The 19,463-nt window shown below is 70.0% G+C and carries 18 protein-coding genes and 1 riboswitch; of the genes, 10 read left to right on the forward strand and 8 right to left on the reverse strand.

Annotated elements, in window-relative coordinates; all coding sequences use genetic code 11:
• The first annotated feature begins 12 nt into the window (after positions 1 to 12).
• Positions 13 to 1,140, forward strand: a complete 1,128-nt coding sequence (locus tag ACFPZJ_RS15435; RefSeq protein ID WP_381021541.1) for an RNA polymerase sigma factor SigF — start codon at positions 13 to 15, stop codon at positions 1,138 to 1,140.
• A gap of 33 nt (positions 1,141 to 1,173) precedes the next feature.
• Here the strand turns inward: ACFPZJ_RS15435 and ACFPZJ_RS15440 are convergent, their stop codons facing one another.
• On the reverse strand, positions 1,174 to 1,626 hold the full coding sequence (locus tag ACFPZJ_RS15440) for a hypothetical protein (RefSeq protein ID WP_381021543.1): 453 nt from the start codon (positions 1,624 to 1,626) through the stop codon (positions 1,174 to 1,176).
• 116 nt (positions 1,627 to 1,742) lie between these two features.
• Here ACFPZJ_RS15440 and ACFPZJ_RS15445 point away from each other — a divergent pair, with 116 nt between their 5' ends.
• The gene (locus tag ACFPZJ_RS15445; RefSeq protein WP_381021544.1) at positions 1,743 to 2,711 is read left to right on the forward strand and encodes a diacylglycerol/lipid kinase family protein; all 969 of its coding nucleotides are present in this window, start codon (positions 1,743 to 1,745) and stop codon (positions 2,709 to 2,711) included.
• 321 nt (positions 2,712 to 3,032) lie between these two features.
• Positions 3,033 to 3,290 (forward strand): WhiB family transcriptional regulator, encoded by a 258-nt coding sequence (locus ACFPZJ_RS15450; protein ID WP_003992873.1) that lies wholly within the window; start codon positions 3,033 to 3,035, stop codon positions 3,288 to 3,290.
• 182 nt (positions 3,291 to 3,472) lie between these two features.
• On the opposite strand, the gene ACFPZJ_RS15455 is transcribed toward ACFPZJ_RS15450, so the two are convergent.
• Both ACFPZJ_RS15455 and ACFPZJ_RS15460 read right to left on the reverse strand, forming a co-directional pair.
• Positions 3,473 to 4,948: a sensor histidine kinase gene (locus ACFPZJ_RS15455; RefSeq protein WP_381021545.1), complete on the reverse strand. Its 1,476-nt coding sequence runs from the start codon at positions 4,946 to 4,948 to the stop codon at positions 3,473 to 3,475.
• A gap of 379 nt (positions 4,949 to 5,327) precedes the next feature.
• Entirely contained in the window at positions 5,328 to 5,816 is a 489-nt protein-coding gene (locus ACFPZJ_RS15460) for a TetR/AcrR family transcriptional regulator (RefSeq protein ID WP_381022130.1), read from the reverse strand.
• Positions 5,817 to 6,057: 241 nt separating this feature from the next.
• Between ACFPZJ_RS15460 and nagB the strand changes: the two genes are divergently transcribed.
• Positions 6,058 to 6,843: a glucosamine-6-phosphate deaminase gene (gene nagB / locus ACFPZJ_RS15465; protein WP_381021546.1), complete on the forward strand. Its 786-nt coding sequence runs from the start codon at positions 6,058 to 6,060 to the stop codon at positions 6,841 to 6,843.
• A 117-nt stretch (positions 6,844 to 6,960) separates the two neighbouring features.
• On the opposite strand, the gene ACFPZJ_RS15470 is transcribed toward nagB, so the two are convergent.
• From ACFPZJ_RS15470 to ACFPZJ_RS15485, 4 genes are all read right to left on the reverse strand, one after another.
• Positions 6,961 to 8,481, reverse strand: a complete 1,521-nt coding sequence (locus ACFPZJ_RS15470; RefSeq protein WP_381021547.1) for a glycoside hydrolase family 3 protein — start codon at positions 8,479 to 8,481, stop codon at positions 6,961 to 6,963.
• Between the two features lie 8 nt (positions 8,482 to 8,489).
• Positions 8,490 to 9,320, reverse strand: a complete 831-nt coding sequence (locus ACFPZJ_RS15475; protein WP_381021549.1) for a carbohydrate ABC transporter permease — start codon at positions 9,318 to 9,320, stop codon at positions 8,490 to 8,492.
• Positions 9,317 to 10,303: a carbohydrate ABC transporter permease gene (locus tag ACFPZJ_RS15480; RefSeq protein WP_381021550.1), complete on the reverse strand. Its 987-nt coding sequence runs from the start codon at positions 10,301 to 10,303 to the stop codon at positions 9,317 to 9,319. The genes ACFPZJ_RS15475 and ACFPZJ_RS15480 overlap by 4 nt, the downstream gene beginning before the upstream one ends.
• Before the next feature lie 82 nt (positions 10,304 to 10,385).
• Complete coding sequence (locus tag ACFPZJ_RS15485; protein ID WP_381021551.1) at positions 10,386 to 11,663, reverse strand: extracellular solute-binding protein; 1,278 nt, start codon at positions 11,661 to 11,663, stop codon at positions 10,386 to 10,388.
• A 345-nt stretch (positions 11,664 to 12,008) separates the two neighbouring features.
• On the opposite strand from ACFPZJ_RS15485, the gene ACFPZJ_RS15490 reads away from it, so the two are divergent.
• From ACFPZJ_RS15490 to ACFPZJ_RS15515, 6 genes are all read left to right on the forward strand, one after another.
• Entirely contained in the window at positions 12,009 to 12,773 is a 765-nt protein-coding gene (locus ACFPZJ_RS15490; RefSeq protein WP_381021553.1) for a GntR family transcriptional regulator, read from the forward strand.
• 340 nt (positions 12,774 to 13,113) lie between these two features.
• Positions 13,114 to 13,380 carry a DUF3311 domain-containing protein gene (locus tag ACFPZJ_RS15495; RefSeq protein ID WP_381021555.1) on the forward strand — a complete coding sequence of 89 codons (267 nt, stop codon included), beginning with the start codon at positions 13,114 to 13,116 and terminating at the stop codon, positions 13,378 to 13,380.
• The gene (mctP, locus tag ACFPZJ_RS15500) at positions 13,377 to 15,005 is read left to right on the forward strand and encodes a monocarboxylate uptake permease MctP (RefSeq protein WP_381021557.1); all 1,629 of its coding nucleotides are present in this window, start codon (positions 13,377 to 13,379) and stop codon (positions 15,003 to 15,005) included. Before ACFPZJ_RS15495 ends, mctP begins: the two co-directional genes overlap by 4 nt.
• A gap of 87 nt (positions 15,006 to 15,092) precedes the next feature.
• Positions 15,093 to 15,599: a GNAT family N-acetyltransferase gene (locus tag ACFPZJ_RS15505; protein WP_381021559.1), complete on the forward strand. Its 507-nt coding sequence runs from the start codon at positions 15,093 to 15,095 to the stop codon at positions 15,597 to 15,599.
• A 53-nt stretch (positions 15,600 to 15,652) separates the two neighbouring features.
• Positions 15,653 to 15,789, forward strand: a riboswitch (cobalamin riboswitch).
• A 124-nt stretch (positions 15,790 to 15,913) separates the two neighbouring features.
• A complete protein-coding gene (locus ACFPZJ_RS15510; RefSeq protein WP_381021560.1) occupies positions 15,914 to 18,277 on the forward strand; it encodes a ribonucleoside-diphosphate reductase subunit alpha in 2,364 nt (787 codons plus the stop codon).
• Complete coding sequence (locus ACFPZJ_RS15515; protein WP_381021562.1) at positions 18,277 to 19,296, forward strand: ribonucleotide-diphosphate reductase subunit beta; 1,020 nt, start codon at positions 18,277 to 18,279, stop codon at positions 19,294 to 19,296. Before ACFPZJ_RS15510 ends, ACFPZJ_RS15515 begins: the two co-directional genes overlap by 1 nt.
• Here the strand turns inward: ACFPZJ_RS15515 and ACFPZJ_RS15520 are convergent.
• Positions 19,209 to 19,451 carry a hypothetical protein gene (locus tag ACFPZJ_RS15520; protein WP_381021564.1) on the reverse strand — a complete coding sequence of 81 codons (243 nt, stop codon included), beginning with the start codon at positions 19,449 to 19,451 and terminating at the stop codon, positions 19,209 to 19,211. The two genes, ACFPZJ_RS15515 and ACFPZJ_RS15520, sit on opposite strands and share 88 nt — an antisense overlap.
• Positions 19,452 to 19,463: the final 12 nt, after the last annotated feature.

Below are 19,463 nucleotides of genomic sequence, written 5' to 3' on the forward strand. Positions count from 1 at the left end.
GGGGACGGGCCGGTGCGGGACGAAGAGATCGGCACACGGGAGCTGCCGGCAGACGGCGCGGGCACGGGCGGTCCGGACGCATCCCGGCACATGGCGGACGGCGTCGACGGCATCCCCGAGCAGGCCCGGCCGCATCCGGAGGACGACCCCACGCAGGCCGTCCCGGGCAGCGGTCGGCGGAATCGGACGGGTGCCGTACGGAGCGCGCCTCCAGCAGGTCGTACCGGGGCCTCCCCGGGGGGTCCTCCCACTCGCGCGGGGTCGAGGGTGGCGGAGGAGGCGAGCGCTCGGGGAAGGGCGACGGGCGGGACGATGAGCGAGCACGAGCGAGACTCCGAGGACGAGGCACTGAGGGTGCGCGGTGCGCAGAACACGTCGCACGACCCTCAGGACCGCAGCGAGGCGCGGGCCATGTTCCTCAAGCTGCGCGAGCTGGAGAAGGACAGCCCCGAGTACGGGGAGCTGCGCAACCGGCTGGTCCGCATGCACCTGCCGCTCGTCGAGCACCTCGCACGCCGTTTCCGCAACCGCGGAGAGCCGCTGGACGACCTGACGCAGGTCGCCACCATCGGGCTGATCAAGTCCGTCGACCGCTTCGACCCGGACCGCGGCGTCGAGTTCTCGACGTACGCGACCCCTACGGTCGTCGGCGAGATCAAGCGGCACTTCCGGGACAAGGGCTGGGCGGTGCGCGTGCCGCGCCGGCTGCAGGAACTGCGCCTCTCGCTGACGACGGCCACGGCGGAGCTCTCGCAGCTGCACGGCCGCTCCCCCACGGTCCACGAGCTCGCCGAGAAGCTGTCGATTTCGGAGGAGGAGGTCCTGGAGGGCCTGGAGTCCGCCAACGCGTACTCCACGCTGTCCCTGGACGTCCCCGACACCGACGACGAGTCCCCGGCGGTCGCGGACACCCTCGGCGCGGAGGACGAGGCGCTGGAGGGCGTGGAGTACCGGGAGTCGCTCAAGCCGCTGCTGGAGGACCTGCCGCCGCGCGAGAAGCGGATCCTGCTGCTGCGGTTCTTCGGCAACATGACCCAGTCGCAGATCGCGCAGGAGGTCGGGATCTCGCAGATGCACGTCTCGCGGCTGCTGGCCCGGACGCTGGCCCAGCTGCGGGAGAAGCTCCTCGTGGAGGAGTGACCCCGGCCCCGCTGCCCGCGGGAGGGTCAGCCGTTACTTCCGGGACGCGTTCCCGGGTCCCTTGATCCCGAGGGCCCGGGTCGTCTCCGGGTTGACCAGCAGCACCAGCGCCGCGACGGCCACGACGGCGAGCGCGATCCCCGCCGGGATCGAGATGCTGTCGGCCCGCAGCAGGTTGTAGGCCACCGGAAGCGCCATGATCTGTGTGATGACGGCCGGGCCACGGCTCCAGCTGCGGCGGGCGAGCAGTCCGCGGGCGGCGAGCAGCGGCAGCAGCGCGAGCACGATCAGCGTGATGCCCCCGGTCACCGCCTGCTGCCGGTCGTCCGGGTGCCCCGTCAGTCCCATGACGAGCATCCAGGCCCCACCGACCACCAGCGCCAGCCCCTCCAGGGCGGCCAGCGCCGCCGCGTACGTCAGGCGCCGCGGGCGGGGGCCGGCGGTGTCCGGCGTGTCCGAGGTGGTGGGGGTCTGCTCACTGCTCACTCCTGCAGGGTAGCCGCCGTCTCACGCGCCCCCGTGCCGAGGTTCACTCCGTGATCTCTTACCCGATCCCTACCTCGCCCTGTGCCCGGTACCGCCCAGTAGGTACTCTGCAACCCATGCGTGCACTTCTCGTGGTCAATCCGGCGGCAACCACCACAAGTGCGCGCACGCGCGACGTGCTGATCCACGCGCTGGCGAGCGAGATGAAACTCGAGGCGGTCACCACCAAGTACCGCGGCCACGCCCGCGACCTGGGCCGGCAGGCGGCGGAGAGCGAGGACATCGACCTGGTGGTCGCCCTCGGCGGCGACGGCACGGTCAACGAGGTCGTCAACGGCCTCCTGCACGGCGGGCCCGACCCGGAGCACCTGCCCGGACTCGCCGTGGTCCCCGGCGGCTCCACCAACGTCTTCGCCCGCGCTCTCGGCCTGCCCAACGACGCGGTGGAGGCGACCGGCGCCCTGCTGGACGCCCTGCGCGACGGCAGCGAGCGCACCGTCGGCCTGGGGCTCACCTCCGGCACGCCGGGCACCGAGGACGAGGCGGTCCCCGCCCGCTGGTTCACCTTCAACGCGGGCCTCGGCTTCGACGCCGGCGTGGTCGGCCGGGTGGAGCAGCACCGGGAGCGCGGCAAGAAGTCCACACACGCTCTTTACATACGTCAGGTGGTGCGTCAGCTCCTCGGTGAGCCGCACCGCCGGCACGGCACGATCACCCTGGAACGCGCAGGCGAGGAGCCGGTCACCGATCTCGTCCTCTCCATAGTCTCGAACACCTCTCCCTGGACGTTTCTGGGTAATCGCCCGATCTACGCGTCGCCTAAGGCCTCGTTCGATAACGGCCTCGACCTCTTCGGTCTCAGCCGCCTGTCCACGGCCGCCGTTGCCCGGTATGGCACCCAGTTGCTCACTTCGTCCCCCGAGCGCGGACCTCACGGCAGGCACGCGGTCTGCCTGCACGACATGGACCGGTTCACCTTGCATTCGAAGGTGCCGCTCCCCCTGCAGATGGACGGTGACCACCTGGGGCTGCGTACGAGCGTGACGTTCACAGGCGTACGCCGTGCACTGCGTGTGATTGTGTGAGCAGAAGGGGCTAAAGTCCTTTCACTCGAACGTTTAGGCCAGGGTCCACCCCATGGAAGTACGGCTGTGACCTAGTCGACACCGAAGAATCAAAAAAAACTTTCCTGAAGGGGTTGTATCCGCCGCTGAGGTTTGCGAGTCTCTACGTGGCGATCGGGACGGCCCGCAACACCGGCCTCCACAGATCACCGGAACCCCTCTTCAAACCACAGGACCACGCCGGGTTACCCGGCGGTCGGCCCTTCACTTGTTGAGGGATTCGTGAAAGCGTTCACATTCACAAGCAAGCCCTGCACGTAATACCAAGGAGAGGTAGCAGCCATGGACTGGCGTCACAACGCCGTTTGCCGCGAGGAAGACCCCGAGCTCTTCTTCCCCATCGGCAACACCGGTCCTGCGCTGCTGCAGATCGAGGAAGCCAAGGCCGTCTGCCGTCGCTGCCCGGTGATCGAGCAGTGTCTGCAGTGGGCGCTCGAGTCCGGCCAGGACTCCGGCGTCTGGGGTGGTCTCAGCGAGGACGAGCGCCGCGCCATGAAGCGTCGCGCCGCCCGCAACCGGGCCCGTCAGGCCTCCGCCTGACACTCCACCCCTGCTGACAGCCTGAGCTTGGCGGCGCGTACAGCGAGTACGCATCTCCCGCCCCCGAGCCGCAGCGCGCAGTTCCCCCGATGCGCATAGCACGAGCACTAGCCTCGGACCGTCTGGTCCGAGGCTTTTCGCTGTGTACGGGGCCTCGCGACGGGACCCCCGACCGTCGCCGGCTACTTCTGCGCCCGCACCGGTATGTCCAGGATCACCCGGGTCCCCCGTTCCGACGCCGGAACCATGTCGAAGGTGCCGCCCAACTCGCCCTCGACCAAGGTCCGTACGATCTGCAGGCCGAGGTTGCCCGCGGTCTGCGGGTCGAAGCCCTCGGGCAGGCCGACGCCGTCGTCCTGGACGGTGACCAGCAGGCGGGCCTCCTTCGTCGTACCGCCGCGGACCGCCGACACCTCGACCGTGCCGGTGTCGCCGTCACGGAATCCGTGCTCCAGGGCGTTCTGCAGGATCTCGGTCAGCACCATCGACAGCGGCGTGGCGACCTCGGCGTCGAGTATGCCGAAGCGGCCGGTGCGCCGGCCGGTGACCTTGCCCGGTGAGATCTCGGCGACCATCGCCAGGACCCGGTCGGCGATCTCGTCGAACTCCACGCGCTCGTCCAGGTTCTGGGACAGCGTCTCGTGCACGATCGCGATCGACCCGACCCGCCGGACCGCCTCCTCCAGTGCCTCGCGCCCGCGGTCGGACTCGATGCGCCGGGCCTGGAGGCGGAGCAGGGCCGCGACCGTCTGGAGGTTGTTCTTGACGCGGTGGTGGATCTCCCGGATGGTCGCGTCCTTGGTGATCAACTCGCGTTCGCGGCGACGCAGTTCGGTGACGTCACGGAGCAGGACGAGCGAGCCGATGCGGATGCCCTTGGGTTTGAGCGGGATCGCGCGGAACTGGATGACCCCGTCGCTCGCCTCGATCTCGAACTCGCGCGGCGCCCAGCCGCTGGCCACCTTGGCGAGCGCCTCGTCCACCGGGCCGCGGGTGGGGGCGAGTTCGGCGGTGGTCCTGCCGAGGTGCTGTCCGACCAGGTCGGAGGCGAGGCCCAGGCGGTGGTAGGCGGACAGCGCGTTCGGGGAGGCGTACTGGACGATGCCGTCCGCGTCGAGCCGGACCAGTCCGTCGCCGACGCGCGGCGCGGCGTCCATGTCCTTCTGCTGGTTCGGGAACGGGAAGGAGCCGGCCGCGATCATCTGCGCGAGGTCCGAGGCGCTCTGCAGGTAGGTGAGCTCCAGCCGGCTCGGGGTGCGGACGGTGAGCAGGTTGGTGTTGCGCGCGATGACGCCGAGGACGCGGCCCTCGCGCCGCACGGGGATGGACTCGACCCGGACCGGGACCTCCTCGCGCCACTCGGGGTCGCCCTCGCGCACGATGCGGCCCTCGTCCAGGGCGGCGTCCAGCAGGGGGCGCCGGCCGCGCGGGACGAGGTGGCCCACCATGTCGTCCTGGTACGAGGTCGGGCCGGTGTTGGGCCGCATCTGGGCGACCGAGACGTACCGGGTGCCGTCGCGGGTCGGGACCCACAGGACCAGGTCGGCGAAGGAGAGGTCGGAGAGGAGTTGCCACTCCGAGACCAGCAGGTGGAGCCACTCGAGGTCGGTGTCGTCGAGGGCGGTGTGCTGGCGTACGAGTTCGTTCATGGAGGGCACGTCAGCGAGCGTACCTGGGGGTTTGTACGGCCCTGAAATGTGCGAGGGGTACGGGCCCGGAGACACCCGCGGGCCGCGGCGCCTGGGAGGGACCCTCAACCCTCCCGGCACCGCAGCCCGGAGCAATATCGGCCGTGGGGTGTGCGGTCCCGGTCGGCCGAAGGATGAGGAGCCGGGGCAGTCAGGGCAGAGAGCTCCGGATCCTCGGTCCGCCCTCCTGTGCGGGGAAGGCGGAGGTCTTGGTGCGTGCCTCGCGCAGAGTTCTCAGGGGGCACCCAGGCATTGTGGACTAGACCACTACGGGGTGTCCATGCGTGCGAGGCTGTTGGTTGTTGTCATTTCCGCGGCGGGTCGGACGCCCTGGCGCCCAGCACGCAGCCTAACCCGTGTGGGTTCCTGTTCGGGGCCAGATGGCCAGGGCAATTTCCACGAGCGCTTCCAGTTCCTCCCGGCTCGCCCCGTCCCGTGCCTGTTGTGACATGCCCTGGATCATGGCGCCGGCGTGCCGGGCGAGCACGGCGGCGTCGATGTCGGCGGGCAGGACGCCGGCGGCGACGTCGGCTCGTACACGGTTCTCGATGGCGGCGATGTTGGCGTTGCGCCGCTCCCGCAGGGACTGTTCGACCTCCGGGGTCGAACAGTTGGCGGCTGCGTGGATGACCAGGCACCCGTGCGGATGGCCGGGTTCGGTGTAGGCGGCGGCGGCCTCGCGCAGCATCCGCTCGACGGCCGCCCGGGCCGTGGGCTCCTCCGCGAGGGCGCGGTCGGTGAAGGCGCCGTACCGCGCGCCGTACTCGCGCACGACCTCCTCGAAGAGGGAGCGCTTGTCGCCGAAGGCGGCGTACAGGCTGGGTGCGCCGATGTCCATCACGCGCGATGGGTGACGGGGAGCTGGGTGGACGCGACGGGGGGTTCGCTGACGTAGGCGGTTCGGGGTGCACCGTTCTCGGGCGAGGTGGCCGTGGTCGCGCCCGGCGCGGGGAGCCGGCGACGGCAGTTTCCGGGTCCGCTCGGCGGGCCGTTTCCGGGTCCGCTCTGCTAGATTGGTCTAAACCACATGCCCTACCGGGTCCCCACAGAGCCCCTCTTCTCAGATCGGCAGGCCCACCGTGGAAGTTGTCATCGTTCCGGAAGCCAGGGCGGGCGGCGAGCTCATCGCCGAGGCCATGGCGCAGCTGCTCAGGCGCAAGCCCGACGCCCTGCTCGGCGTGGCCACCGGCTCGACGCCGCTGCCCGTGTACGAGGCGCTCTCGGCCAGGGTGCGCTCCGGTGCCGTGGACACCTCACGGGCCCGTATCGCCCAGCTCGACGAGTACGTGGGGCTGCCCGCCGACCACCCGGAGTCGTACCGCTCGGTGCTGTGCCGCGAGGTGCTGGAGCCGCTCGGGATCGGCATGGACCAGTTCATGGGGCCCGACGGCACGGCCGAGGACGTGCAGGCGGCGTGCCAGGCGTACGACAAGGCCCTCGCCGAGGCCGGGGGTGTGGACCTGCAGTTGCTCGGCATCGGGACCGACGGGCACATCGGGTTCAACGAGCCGTGTTCCTCCCTCGCCTCGCGCACCCGGATCAAGACACTGACCGAGCAGACCAGGATCGACAACGCGCGCTTCTTCGACGGCGACATCGAGCAGGTGCCGCACCATGTGATCACCCAGGGCATCGGCACGATCCTGGAGGCCCGGCATCTGGTGCTGCTCGCCACGGGTGAGGGCAAGGCGGACGCGGTCGCCGCGACCGTCGAGGGGCCGGTCGCGGCGATCTGCCCGGCCTCCGCGCTCCAGCTGCACCCGCACGCCACCGTCGTGGTCGACGAGGCCGCCGCGTCCAAGCTGAAGCTCGCCGACTACTTCCGGCACACCTACGCCAACAAGCCGCGGTGGCAGGGGATCTGAGGCGCGCGAGCGCCGGTGGGTGCGGGAAGGCGCGGGGTCCCGGGCGGGGCCCCGCGCCTTTGCAGCATCGAACGGGTCACTGACTGCCCCGGGCGGTGGTCACCTGCCCGGTGACGCTCACGCCCCCGCGATGACCTCCGCCGCCGCCCGGCCGCAGACGCGGGCCGCGCCGTGGGTGGCGATGTGCAGGGCGCCGCGGGGAGCCGCCTGGGGGACGCCCATCTCGACCACGATCGTGTCGGGGCGGGCCGCCAGCAGGGTGTCGAGGGCCGACGCCATCCAGGGGTGGCGGTGCTCGTCCCGGACGACGGCCACGATGCGGCGCGCTCCGGCTGCCTCGAGGGCGGTGCGCCCGGCCCTCTGCCCGTTCGTCCCGCCGGCCCCTTTCTCCCCCGGGTCCGCCGTGAAGCTGCCCGTCTCGGTGCCCGGGAGGAGGTGGCGGAGCTCCGCTGCCACGCCCCACGGGGTCTCGTCGCCGACCGCGATGTTCGCGACCGGGGTGAAGGCGGCGACGTACGGCGGTTCGGTCAGCGGGGCGAAGCTCGGCGCGCCGGTCACCGTCAGGGCGCGGCGGGCCGCGCGCAGGCCGACCTCGCCGCCGGGGACGGCGCCTCCCGGTGCGGCTGCGACGGCCGTCCACCGGGCCAGCCTGCGGACGCGGTCCGCCGCGTCGGCCAGGCGCTCCTCGGGCAGTTCTCCACAGCGGACGGCCGTGACCAGGGCGTCTCGCAGCCGCCGTACCGTCGCGTCGTCCGCGAGGCCGCCGCCCACGCAGATCGCGTCGGCTCCGGCCGCGACGGCGAGGACGCTGCCGCGTTCAATGCCGTAGGTGTCCGCGATGGCCCGCATCTCCATGCCGTCGGTGACGATCAGGCCGTCGTAGCCGAGCTCCCCGCGTAGCAGGTCGGTCAGGATGCGCCGGGACAGCGTCGCCGGGCGGTCGGGGTCCAGGGCCGGCACCAGGATGTGGGCGCTCATCACCGCGCGCGTGCCGGCGGCGATGGCGGCGCGGAACGGGGCCAGCTCACGCTCCGCGAGCACCGCGTCGGGCGCGTCGACGCGCGGCAGGGCGAGGTGGGAGTCGACGGCGGTGTCGCCGTGCCCCGGGAAGTGCTTGGTGCAGGCGGCCACTCCGGCGGACTGCAGGCCCCGCACATAGGCGGCCGTGTGCCGGGCGACCAGGTCCGGGTCGGCGCCGAAGGACCGTACGCCGATCACCGGGTTGCCGGGGTTGGAGTTGACGTCGGCCGACGGGGCCCAGTCGAAGTTCACGCCGCAGGCCGCGAGGCGGCGGCCGAGTTCGAAGGCGACCTCCTCGGTGAGCTGGACGTCGTCCACCGCGCCCAGGGCGTGGTTGCCCGGGAAGGAGGAGCCGGTGCGCACCTCCAGACGGGTCACGTCCCCGCCCTCCTCGTCGACGGCGACCAGGACGTCGTCCCGCTCGGCGCGCAGCTGGGCGGTCAGGGCGGCGAGTTGGTCGGACGTGGCGATGTTGCGGCCGAACAGGCCCACCGACGCCAGGCCCTCGCCGAGTCGGCGCAGCAGCCAGTCGGGGGCGGTGGTGCCGGTGAAGCCGGGCTGGAGGACCGTCAGCGCGTCGCGCGTGAGGGTGTCCGTGCCGCTGGCGAATGTCGTCATCGGGTGCGTTATCCCTTCACGGCGCCCGCGGTCAGGCCGCTGACGGCCCTGCGCTGCAGGAAGACGAAGAGGATCAGGATCGGGATGGCGAACAGGGAGGAGGCCGCCATGGTGGCGCCCCAGTCGTTGCCGAAGACGGTCTGGAATCCGGACAGCCACAGGGGCAGCGTCTTCGCCCCGGCCTCCTTGTTCAGAACGAGGACGAGCGCGAACTCGTTCCACGCGGTGATGAAGCCGAACAGGGAGGTCGACATCAGACCCGGGGCGAGCAGTGGGAGGATGACCCGGCGGAAGGCCGTCACCCGGGTGCAGCCGTCGACCATCGCCGCCTCCTCCAGCTCCCTCGGTACGGCGGCGACGAAGCCGCGCAGCGTCAGGATGGTGAAGGGCAGGATCATCATCATGTAGAAGACCGTCAGCGGCACGAGGCTGTTCAGCATCGACGCGTCCCGGACGATCATGTACATCGCGATGACCATCACCTCCCAGGGCGCCATCTGGGCCAGCATGAAGGCCACGATGAAGCCGCGCCGCCCCCGGAAGCGCATGCGCGCCAGGGCGAACGAGCCCGCGAGGGCGATGACCAGCGAGAAGACGACCGCGAGGACCGTCACGATCAACGAGTTGGTGACGTACGTCCAGAAGTGGTCGACGCCGGTCGCGGTCCGGAAGTGTTCGAAGGTGATGTCGGTCGGGAACCAGACGGGGTCCTCGGAGATGATGTCGCCGGTCGGTTTGAAGGCCGTGGCGAACATCCAGTAGACGGGGAAGACGAAGCCGATGAACAGCACGACGGCTGTGACGTTGGGCCACAGGCGGCCGAAGAGCGAGCGCCTCACAGCTCGTCCTCCTCTTGTTTGAGCACGATCCTCAGGTAGTAGGCGGTCAGGCCCAGCAGGATCAGGATGGTCAGCACGGCGATGGCGGCGCCCATGCCGTAGTGCTGGTTGCCGACGCCCTCGATGTAGGCGTAGACGGGCAGGATCTCGGTGAGCCGGTCGGGTCCGCCGCCGTTGATGGTGAAGACCTGCACGAACGCCTTGAAGACCCAGATGATCTCCAGGAACGTCGTCGCGTACAGGAAGGGCCGCAGGAACGGCAGGGTGACGGTGCTGAAGCTCCGCCAGGGGCCCGCGCCGTCCAGGGCTGCGGCCTCGTACAGCTCGTTGGGGATCGTGGTGGTCGCCGCGTACAGGTTGATCGCGACGAACGGGATGGACTGCCAGACGATCAGCACGGTGACGACGAAGAACGTCGACATCTGGCTGCTGGTCCAGCTGTAGTCGGCCATCGAGTGCCAGCCGAGCCGGTCCAGGACCCAGTTGACGACGCCGAAGCGCTGGGCGAACAGCCACTGGTAGACGGTGGTCGCGGCGACCACGGGCATCGCCCAGGCCAGCACCAGGCCGACCATCAGGGTGAGCCGCATCCGCCGGCCGAGTCGGGCGAGCAGCAGGCCGACCAGCGCGCCCAGCACCATGATCAGGACGACGTTGGCCGCCGTGAACAGGATGGAGCGCAGGGTGACGCGCCAGAAGTCCTCACCGGTGAGGACCTCGATGTAGTTGTCGACGCCGTTCCACTCGGTGGCGTGCTGGATCAGCTGCGCCATGTTGAGGTTCTGGAACGACAGCAGGACGTCCTTCACCAGCGGCCAGCCGAGCAGCAGCACGGTAGCCGCGCAGGCCGGCAGCAGCAACAGGTACGGGACGAGCGCGCCGGCGCGCGACGCGGCTCGCGGGGTGGGCCCGCCGGATGCTCCGGCGGCCGCCTTGCGGACGTCCGCCGGGCCGGAGGGCGGCCGTTCGGTCTGCACGGTCATGCTCGCGCTCTCTCTCCTCGACCTGCGTACGGTCGCCGGGGCGGGACCGCGGGAAAGGCGGCCCCGCCCCGGTCCGGCGTCCTCAGTTCTGCTGCGCCAGGCGCTTGTTGAGCTCGCCCTCGACCTGCCGGGCGGCCTCGGCCGTGGACTTGCCGTTCAGGACGGCGGTCATGTAGGTCTTGATCGGGTTGGGCGCGTTCTCCACCGCGGCCCACTCGGGGATCAGCGGCGTGGTGCCACCGCCCGCGGCGGCCGGCGCGGCGGCCTCGGCGGCGGCGTTGCCCTTCAGGTTGGTCTGGAGGGACTCCTTGTTCGGGATGACGCCGTTGAGCTTGGCGAGCTGTCCCTCGTACCGGTCGGACAGCGCGATCTTCAGGAACTCCTTGGCGAGCTCCTGCTTCTCGCTGCCCGCCGCCACGGCGAGGTTGGAGCCGCCGAGGAAGACGCCCTCGGGCTTGTCGGCCGTGGCACCGGGGATGGTGAAGTAGCCGATCTCCTTCTCGATCTTCGGGTTGGCCTTGATCGCGATGCCGGCCTCCCAGCCCATCCCGATGAAGGCGCCCACGTCGCCCTTGGCGAAGACCTCCCCCTGCTGCGGGGTGGCCTCGTCCTTGTCCTTCGGGGCCTTGGACAGCGCCTGGAACTTCTTGTACGTCTCCATGGCGGCGGCGACCTTGGGGTCGTCGAGGTTGGAGACGTACTTGTCGCCGTCCTTCTTGACGAGCTCCCCGCCCTCGCCGACCACCAGGCCGACGAAGTGGTACCAGTTCTGGCCGGGCAGGTAGATCGGCTCGGCGTCGGTCTTCTCGCCGATGGTCTTCAGGTCGGCGTAGAACTCGTCGCGGGTCCTGGGGGTGTCCTTGATGCCGGCGTCGGCCCAGACCTTCTTGTTGTAGAGGACGACGCGGTTGGCGAAGTACCAGGGCGCGGCGTACTGCTTGCCCTCGTAGACCGAGGACTCGTTGAGGGACTCGGTCCAGTCGGCGCCGATCTCGGTCTTCAGGTCGGCGAGGTCCGCGAGGCCGCCGGTCTTGGCGTAGGCCGGGGTCTGGGTGTTGCCGATCTCGAAGACGTCCGGCGGGTTCTCCTCCGACAGGGCGGTGGTCAGCTTCTGCTGGATGCCGTTCCACTGCTGGACCTCGAACCTGACCTTCGCCTTGGTCTTCTTCTCGAAGGCGGCGGCCACGTCCTTCTGCCACTGGTCCGGCGAGGAACCGTCCATCACCCACACCGTGAGCGTCTGGCCGGCGTAGCCGTCCGCTCCCGCCTTGCCGTCGCCGCTCCCGTCGTCGCCCCCGCACGCCGCGACGGAGAAGATCATGCCCGCGACACCGATCGCGGATATCAGCTTGCGCTTCACGCCACCCTCCTCAGGGATGCCACACCCCCCTGCCCACAGGCCGGGACCTGGACCAATGGTGTAGACCAGTACGGGGAGCTTGGACCAGACCAGCAAGGGTGTCAAGGGTGCTCCAATACCCCCTGACCAGCCGTTATGGGACCTACATATGCAGGAACCTTTAAGTAAGAAGCCATCGAAAACACCGGCCGGACGAGGCACACTGCCACTAGACCACTCCATCTGTGGACTAGACCAAAAGAAGAGGCGGCGGTATACAGAAGGGATCACGGAGCGTGCAGGGGACATCCCGATACGCTGCCGTGCCACGATGTGAGCCGGATACGGAGCCTGGGAAGGCGGAGCATGAGCACCGACGTCAGCAGTGCGGAGAACGAGAACGGGGCGACCGTCCGTACCGCGCGCGTGCCCAAGTACTACCGCCTGAAGAAGCACCTCCTCGACATGACGGAGACGCAGGCACCGGGGACGCCGGTCCCGCCGGAGCGCACGCTGGCAGCCGAGTTCGACACCTCGCGCACGACCGTGCGCCAGGCTCTCCAGGAGCTGGTCGTCGAGGGCCGCCTGGAGCGCATCCAGGGCAAGGGCACGTTCGTCGCCAAGCCGAAGGTCTCCCAGGCGCTGCAACTCACCTCGTACACCGAGGACATGCGAGCCCAGGGCCTCGAACCCACCTCGCAGCTGCTGGACATCGGCTACATCACCGCCGACGACCGGCTGGCCGAACTCCTCGGCATCACGCCCGGCGGGCGCGTCCTGCGCATCGAGCGGCTGCGCATGGCCAACGGCGAGCCGATGGCGATCGAGACGACCCACCTGAGCGCGAAGCGCTTCCCGGCGCTGCGGCGCTCGCTGGTGAAGTACACCTCCCTCTACACCGCGCTCGCCGAGGTGTACGACGTCCATCTCGCGGAGGCCGAGGAGACCATCGAGACCTCCCTGGCCACCCCGCGCGAGGCGGGACTGCTCGGCACCGACGTGGGCCTGCCGATGCTGATGCTGTCCCGGCACTCCCTCGACCGGGAGGGGAAGCCGGTGGAGTGGGTGCGGTCCGTCTACCGCGGCGACCGGTACAAGTTCGTCGCGAGGCTCAAGCGGCCGCAGGAGTAACGGGCGGCGCACGCGGTGCGGCGGAACGGCGGACGGCGTCCGTCCGGCGAACCGGCCCAGCCCATCGCGGTCGTGGCCGCTGCCGCGGACGCCCCGCGGTGTGCGTCCGGCACATCCGCCGCCCGGCGCCGTCCTCGCCGAGCGAGGCGCCGTGCCGTCCCGCCGGGCATGGGAGCGGACGCGTACCGACCGTCAGGGGGCGGACCCTCGCAGGGCTTCCGCTGCCGCCGACCCCGGAAACGGGCGACCGTTATACGGACGAGGGGTTCCGCTCACGCCATGTCCTGACCTAGATTTCCTGCGCATTGCACAGGTGATCAGTGAGGGGACGGAGCCGCCGATGTCGCAAGCCCCAGAAGTCAACAGAGGGCCGGTGGTGACGCCCATGCGCGTCGTCATCGCCCTCTGTCTCATAGCGCCGTTCGTGGCCATGCTGTGGGTCGGCTCCTACGCCAAGACCGACCCGGCCTTCATCGGCATCCCGTTCTTCTACTGGTACCAGATGGCCTGGGTGCTGATCTCCACGGCGCTGACGGCCATCGCGTACAAGCTGTGGCAGCGTGACCAGCGCGCCCGCTCGACTCGCCAGGGGGGTGCGGCCGAGTGAAGGACGGCGTGAACGGCGTGGCACTCGCCGTCTTCCTCTTCTTCTTCCTGCTCGTCACCGTCATGGGCTTCCTGGCCGCGCGCTGGCGCAGGGCCGAGAACGAGCACAGCCTCGACGAGTGGGGCCTGGGCGGCCGCTCGTTCGGCACCTGGATCACCTGGTTCCTGCTCGGCGGCGACCTGTACACGGCCTACACCTTCGTGGCCGTACCGGCGGCGATCTACGCGGCGGGCGCGGCCGGCTTCTTCGCCGTGCCATACACGATCCTGGTCTATCCGCTGATCTTCACGTTCCTGCCCCGGCTGTGGTCGGTGTCCCACAAGCACGGCTACGTGACCACGTCCGACTTCGTGCGCGGCCGGTTCGGTTCGAAGGGGCTGTCGCTGGCGGTCGCGCTCACCGGCATCCTGGCGACCATGCCGTACATCGCGCTCCAGCTGGTCGGCATCCAGGCCGTGCTGGACGTGATGGGCATCGGCGGCGGCGAGAACACCAACTGGTTCATCAAGGACCTGCCGCTGCTGATCGCCTTCGGTGTGCTGGCGGCGTACACGTACTCCTCGGGCCTGCGGGCACCGGCGCTCATCGCCTTCGTCAAGGACACCCTGATCTACATCGTCATCGCGGTGGCGATCATCTACATCCCGATCAAGCTGGGCGGCTTCGACGACATCTTCGCCAAGGCGAGCGACGCCTTCAGCCAGACCAACCCGGCGACCGGCGCGCCGCGCGGTGCGCTGATACCGGCCGAGGCGGGCCAGTGGACGTACGCCACGCTGGCGCTGGGCTCGGCGCTGGCGCTGTTCATGTACCCGCACTCGATCACGGCGACGCTGTCCTCGCGCAGCCGTGAGGTGATCCGCCGCAACACCACGATCCTGCCGCTGTACTCGCTGATGCTGGGCCTGCTGGCGCTGCTGGGCTTCATGGCGATCGCGGCGGGCGTGAAGGTGCAGAACGGCCAGCTGGCCATCCCGCAGCTGTTCGAGACGATGTTCCCGGACTGGTTCGCGGGCGTCGCCTTCGCCGCCATCGGCATCGGCGCGCTGGTCCCGGCCGCCATCATGTCGATCGCGGCGGCGAACCTCTTCACCCGCAACATCTACAAGGACTTCATCAAGCCCGACGCGACGCCCGAGCAGGAGACCAAGGTCTCCAAGCTGGTGTCGCTGCTGGTGAAGGTGGGCGCGCTGGCCTTCGTCCTGACGATGGACAAGACGGTCGCCATCAACTTCCAGCTGCTCGGCGGCATCTGGATCCTGCAGACCTTCCCGGCCCTGGTCGGCGGCCTGTTCACCCGCTGGTTCCACCGCTGGGCGCTGCTGGCCGGCTGGGCGATCGGCATGATCTACGGCACGGTCGCCGCGTACGGGGTCGCCTCGCCGACGCAGAAGCACTTCGGCGGCTCGGCGAAGGAGATCCCCGGCATCGGGGAGATCGGCTACATCGGCCTGACGGCGTTCGTGCTGAACGTGGTCGTGACCGTGGTCCTGACCTTCGTCCTGAAGGCGGTCAAGGCACCGGACGGTGTCGACGAGACGAAGCCGGAGGACTACACGGCGGACGCGGGTGACCCGGGCGTCCAGGTGGAGCTGCCGCCGGCGACGGCCGGATCCGCTCACTAGGCCACCCACCCCCAGAAATCCGTGACCGACGGGCCGCCGGAGACATCCGGCGGCCCGTCGCCGTACCCGTCCGGCACACTCGGCCTCATGGACATCGTGATCAGGCGGGCGGCCCCCGGCGAGTACGCCGCCCTCGGCGACATCACCGCCCACGCCTACCTCCAGGACGGCCTCTTGGACTTCAGGGAGGGCGACGGGTACCTCGGCGAGCTGAAGGACGTGGCCAAACGGGCGGGCGCCGCCGAGGTGCTGGTCGCCGTGGAGCACGGACAGGTGCTGGGCGGCGTGACGTTCGTGCCGTCGGGCGGCCCGCTGGCCGACATAGCCCGGCCCGGGGAGGCCGAGATCCGCATGCTCGCCGTGGACCGTGCCGCCCGCGGCCGCGGCGTCGGGGAGGCCCTCGTGCGCGCCTGTGTCGAGCGGGCCCGGGCCACCGAGGGCTGCGTGCGGATCGTCCTGTCGACCCAGCGCACCATGCACTCCGCCCACCGCATCTACGAACGCCTGGGCTTCGTGCGCACCCCGGAGCGGGACTGGAACCCTATCCCGCACCTGACCCACCTCACGCTCCTCACCTACGAGTTGACCCTCTGAAGTCAGAGGCGACACAACATATGGGGGCGTGATCCACACCCGGCACAAGATGTATGCTCATGCTCGCTGTCGCCGCAGGGGAATCCGGTGCGAATCCGGAACTGTCCCGCAACGGTGTACTCCTGCACGTATGCCCGCATACGTGCAGACGAGCGTCAGTCCGAGGACCTGCCGACAGCGCGCCCGGCCGTCCGGTCCGGGTGCCCTGACATCCGGGCCTCGTGGAATGGGCCGGTGGACGCGACGCCGCGTGCGCTCGTGTGCTGCCCCCTGCCCTCGGCGAGGCCCCCGTGCCGAGCGAGGGAGAGCCCCACGTGACCATCGCGCCAGCCGATCCGGCCTCAGCCGTCCTGCAGGAGCACGACGGTCCCGGTGCCGCGTTGCTGCGGACCCTGACCGAGCTGACCGCCGACCTCCCCGACGCCGACCCCGGCCGGGTCGCCGCCGCCGCGCTGCGCGGCCGGTCCGCGCGGGCGGACGAGACGGAGCTGCGCGAGCTGGCCACGGAGGCGGCGGCCGGCCTGATCTCCGAGGACCCCGCCTACTCGCGGCTGGCCGCCCGGCTGCTGACCATCGGCATCCGTGCCGAGGCCGCCTCGCAGGGCGTCACGTCGTTCACCGAGTCCGTCGCCGTCGGGCACCGGGAGGGGCTCATCGCCGACCGGACCGCGGAGTTCGTGCGCCGGCACGCCGAGCGCCTGGACGCGCTGATCGACCCCCGCGCCGACGACCGCTTCGGCTACTTCGGCCTGCGCACCCTGCACAGCCGCTACCTGCTCCGGCACCCCATCACCCGCAAGGTCGTCGAGACGCCCCAGCACTTCATGCTGCGCGTCGCCGCCGGTCTCGCCGAGGACGACACGGCACGGTCCGTCGACGAAGTCGCCGCGCTGTACGGGCTGATGAGCCGCCTGGACTATCTGCCGTCCTCCCCCACGCTCTTCAACTCCGGTACGCGGCACCCGCAGATGTCGTCCTGCTACCTCCTCGACTCCCCGAAGGACGAGCTGGACTCCCTCTACGAGCGCTACCACCAGGTGGCGCGGCTGTCGAAGCACGCGGGCGGCATCGGGCTGTCGTACTCCCGCATCCGCTCCCGGGGTTCGCTGATCCGCGGCACCAACGGGCACTCCAACGGCATCGTCCCGTTCCTGAAGACGCTGGACGCCTCGGTCGCCGCCGTGAACCAGGGCGGCCGGCGCAAGGGCGCCGCCGCCGTCTACCTGGAGACCTGGCACTCCGACATCGAGGAGTTCCTGGAGCTGCGCGACAACACCGGCGAGGACGCCCGGCGGACCCACAACCTCAACCTGGCGCACTGGATCCCGGACGAGTTCATGCGCCGAGTGAACGCCGACCAGCCGTGGTCGCTGTTCTCGCCGTCGGACGTGCCCGAGCTGGTCGACCTGTGGGGCGAGGAGTTCGACGCGGCGTACCGGGCGGCGGAGGCCAAGGGTCTCGCGAAGAAGACCCTGCCCGCCCGTGAGCTGTACGGCCGCATGATGCGCACCCTCGCGCAGACCGGCAACGGCTGGATGACCTTCAAGGACGCCGCCAACCGCACCGCCAACCAGACGGCGGAGCCGGGCCATGTGATCCACTCCTCCAACCTCTGCACGGAGATTCTGGAGGTCACCAGCGACGGGGAGACGGCGGTCTGCAACCTGGGGTCGGTCAACCTCGGTGCCTTCGCCGACCCGGCGACCGGCGAGATGGACTGGGAGCGGCTGGACGCGACGGTCCGCACCGCCGTCACCTTCCTCGACCGGGTCGTCGACATCAACTTCTACCCGACCGAGCAGGCGGGCCGTTCCAACGCCAAGTGGCGCCCGGTCGGCCTCGGCGCGATGGGCCTCCAGGACGTCTTCTTCAAGCTGCGCCTGCCCTTCGACTCCCCGGAGGCCACGCGGCTCTCCACCCGGATCGCCGAGCGGATCATGCTCGCCGCGTACGAGGCCTCCGCCGACCTCGCCGAGCGCAACGGCCCGCTGCCGGCCTGGGAGAAGACCCGGACCGCCCGGGGCGTGCTGCACCCCGACCACTACGACGCCGAGCTGACCTGGCCGGAGCGCTGGGCGGCCCTGCGCGAGCGGATCGCCGCCGTCGGCATGCGCAACTCGCTGCTGCTCGCCATCGCCCCGACCGCGACCATCGCCTCCATCGCGGGCGTGTACGAGTGCATCGAGCCGCAGGTGTCCAACCTGTTCAAGCGCGAGACGCTGTCCGGTGAGTTCCTCCAGGTCAACTCCTACCTGGTGGACGACCTGAAGCGGCTCGGCGTGTGGGACGCCCGGACCCGTGAGGCGCTGCGCGACGCCAACGGCTCGGTGCAGGACTTCACCTGGATCCCCGAGGACGTACGACGGCTCTACCGCACGGCGTGGGAGATCCCGCAGCGCGGCCTGATCGACATGGCCGCGGCCCGTACGCCGTTCCTGGACCAGGCCCAGTCCCTGAACCTGTTCATGGAGACGCCGACCATCGGCAAGCTCTCCTCGATGTACGCGTACGCCTGGAAGTCCGGGCTGAAGACGACGTACTACCTGCGCTCGCGCCCGGCGACCCGGATCGCCCGCGCGGCACAGGCGCAAGCCACCGTCCCCGTCCAGCAGGTGCCCTCCGAAGAGGCCGTCGCCTGCTCCCTGGAAAACCCCGAGTCCTGCGAGGCCTGCCAGTGATGACCAGCACCACCCGAACCCAGAACCTCCTCGACCCGGGTTTCGAGCTGACGCTGCGCCCCATGCGCTACCCGGACTTCTACGAGCGCTACCGGGACGCCATCAAGAACACCTGGACCGTGGAGGAGGTCGACCTCCACTCGGACGTCGCCGACCTCGCCAAGCTGACGCCCGGCGAGCAGCACCTCATCGGCCGCCTGGTCGCGTTCTTCGCCACCGGCGACTCGATCGTGGCGAACAACCTCGTGCTGACCCTGTACAAGCACATCAACTCGCCCGAGGCGAGGCTCTACCTGAGCCGCCAGCTGTTCGAGGAGGCCGTGCACGTCCAGTTCTACCTGACGCTGCTGGACACCTACCTCCCCGACCCGGACGACCGCGCGGCGGCCTTCGCCGCGGTGGAGAACATCCCGTCCATCTGCGAGAAGGCCGAGTTCTGCTTCAGGTGGATGGACTCGGTGGAGGAGATCGACCGGCTGGAGACCCGGGCCGACCGCCGCCGCTTCCTGCTGAACCTCATCTGCTTCGCCGCGTGCATCGAGGGCCTGTTCTTCTACGGGGCCTTCGCGTACGTCTACTGGTTCCGCAGCCGGGGCCTGCTGCACGGTCTGGCGACCGGCACCAACTGGGTCTTCCGCGACGAGACGATGCACATGAGCTTCGCGTTCGACGTGGTCGACACCGTCCGCAAGGAGGAGCCGGAGCTCTTCGACGACGAGCTGCGGCAGCAGGTGACGGACATGCTCCGTGAGGCCGTCGAGGCCGAGCTGCAGTTCGCGCGCGACCTGTGCGGTGACGGCCTCCCGGGCATGAACACCGACTCGATGCGGCAGTACCTGGAGTGCGTCGCCGACCAGCGCCTGACCCGACTCGGCTTCGCCCCGGTGTACGGCTCCGAGAACCCCTTCTCCTTCATGGAGCTCCAGGGGGTTCAGGAGCTGACCAACTTCTTCGAGCGGCGGCCGTCCGCGTACCAGGTGGCGGTGGAGGGCACCGTCGACTTGGACGAGGACTTCTGACCCTGCTGGACCCCGCGGGCCTCCCGGGCCTCCCTGATCTGGCGGTCCGTGCGCCGGTCGCGTGCGATGCCGATCACCGCCGGGAGGACCAGGAGGACCAGCATCCCCAGGACCGTGATCATTGCCGTCAGTGTCTCCGTGAACGTCGTATCCATGGACACCACTGT

Source organism: Streptomyces bullii, from assembly GCF_042657145.1.
Taxonomy (GTDB): domain Bacteria; phylum Actinomycetota; class Actinomycetes; order Streptomycetales; family Streptomycetaceae; genus Streptomyces; species Streptomyces bullii.